The organism is Actinomycetota bacterium, from assembly GCA_030682655.1.
In the GTDB taxonomy this organism is placed as follows: Bacteria; Actinomycetota; Coriobacteriia; order Anaerosomatales; family JAUXNU01; genus JAUXNU01.
In genome coordinates, this window is record JAUXNU010000010.1 from 1 (window position 1) to 1,895 (window position 1,895).

Annotated in this window: 3 protein-coding genes; all 3 read right to left on the minus strand. The window is 63.2% G+C overall.

Translation table 11 applies throughout. The features are described from left to right. The coding region (locus tag Q8K99_00440; GenBank protein MDP2181023.1) for a DHH family phosphoesterase at positions 1 to 256 on the minus strand (256 nt) is incomplete at its 3' end. A 10-nt stretch (positions 257 to 266) separates the two neighbouring features. Further along, on the minus strand, positions 267 to 689 hold the full coding sequence (rbfA, locus tag Q8K99_00445) for a 30S ribosome-binding factor RbfA (GenBank protein ID MDP2181024.1): 423 nt from the start codon (positions 687 to 689) through the stop codon (positions 267 to 269). A 21-nt stretch (positions 690 to 710) separates the two neighbouring features. After that, positions 711 to 1,895 (minus strand): translation initiation factor IF-2 (gene infB / locus Q8K99_00450; protein MDP2181025.1); only part of this gene is annotated, 1,185 nt, incomplete at its 5' end.

Genomic DNA, 1,895 nt, shown 5'->3' on the forward strand with positions numbered 1-1,895 from the left:
GCGCGACGAACACGTCGGCGGATTCGAGGTCGGCGGCGGGCACGTAGAGTGAAAAGCCGGGAAGGAACGCATAGGTCATCGAAGCAGGCTCGGCGTTTGCAAGCGTCGGCAGCGCGGGGATACCCATCTCTCGAAGCGCCATCGTGAGGCCGAGCGTCGAGCCGATCGCATCGCCGTCAGGGCGCACGTGGCCGCATACGATGACGGAGCGCGCGTGCCGAAGAGCGACTGCTGCCCGGTGGTATGGCGTCGTCACCGGAGCACCACTACTCCCCTTCGGCCTCGTGTCGGTCATTGTCGGATCGTGCAGGTGGCTCGGGCGTACGTTCCCGCTCGTAGGCGAGTGTCGGCGGGACGGCTCTGAGTGCTTCGTTCATCCGCATGCCTGCGTCAACGCTCGGGTCGATGAAGAACCTGAGCTCAGGCGTGAAGCGCATCTTGACCCTCCTGCCGAGGAGAGAGCGTATGCGCCCTTTCGCGGATTCGAGCCCTTCGAGGGCCTCCGCGTAGCGGACCTCGTCTCCGTGTGCGATGACATAGACGCTCGCAGCCATGAGGTCAGGGCTGACCTCGACGCTCGTGACAGTCACGAGTTCGACGCGGGGGTCGGCGATCTCGTCCAGGATGATGGACGCTATCGCCTCCCGCGCCGACTCGTTGAGTTTGCGGGTCCGGGGGGTGATCTTCATGAGTGGCCTCCGCTCTTGGGCCTAGGCCTCTCGGGCGACCTCGATCGTTCGGTACCCTTCGATGATGTCGCCCTCCTTGATGTCCTGGAATCCCTCTAGGCCGACGCCGCATTCGTAGCCCGACTTGACGCTCTTGACGTCGTCTTTGAAGCGTCGGAGCGAATGGAGCTTGCCATCGAAGATGATCGCGCCGTTGCGCACCACACGCACCTGATCGTCGCGGGTGATCTCGCCATCGAGGACATAGCATCCGCCGATGACTCCGAGCTTCGGTACCCTGAACAGTTCGCGGATCTCAACTCGGGCGGTGTCCTCCTCGTGGAATTCAGGTGAGAGCAACCCGACCCGCGCGGCGTTGATGTCCTCGATCGCCTGGTAGATGACGCGGTACAGGCGTAGGTCGACGTTCGACTTCTCCGCAAGCGTCTTCGCAGCGGGGTTCGGGCGAACGTTGAAGCCGATGATGATCGCGTCAGACGCGTCGGCGAAGGTGACGTCGGTCTCGGTGATGGCGCCGACGGCCGAATGGATGACGTTGATGCGGACCTCGGACTGGTCCATCTTGTCGAGCGCGTCTTGCAGTGCCTCGATCGAGCCTTGGACGTCGGCCTTGACCACGAGGTTGAGATCTTTGAGTTCACCCTCTTGGATGCGCGCGAACAGATCGTCGAGTGAAACGTGCACCTTCTTCTCCTGGCCGAGAAGTCGCTGCTTGAGTGCCCGCTCCTCGGCTAGGTTGCGAGCATCACGCTCGTCGGCGAATACGCGGAACTCGTCACCAGCAGAAGGCACGCTCGAGATGCCGAGGATCTCGACAGGATCGGCGGGACCGGCCGTGTTGACGATGTCGCCCAGCGGGTTGATGAGCGCACGCACGCGACCGTGGCTTGTACCAGCGACAAGTGCGTCACCTACGCGAAGGGTGCCGCGCTGGACGAGTACCGTAGCGACAGGACCGCGGCCCCGGTCGAGCTTCGCCTCGATGACCACGCCGCTTGCATGCGCGGTCGGGTTTGCTTTGAGTTCAAGCACATCGGCTTGGAGGAGAACCATCTCAAGGAGGTCCTCGATGCCGACGCGCTTCTTCGCCGACACGTTCACGAATATGTTCGTGCCACCCCACGCCTCGGGCACGATCTCGTGCTCCGTCAGCATCTGGCGGACGGTCTCGGGGTTCGCCCCCTCTTTGTCGATCTTGTTGACCGC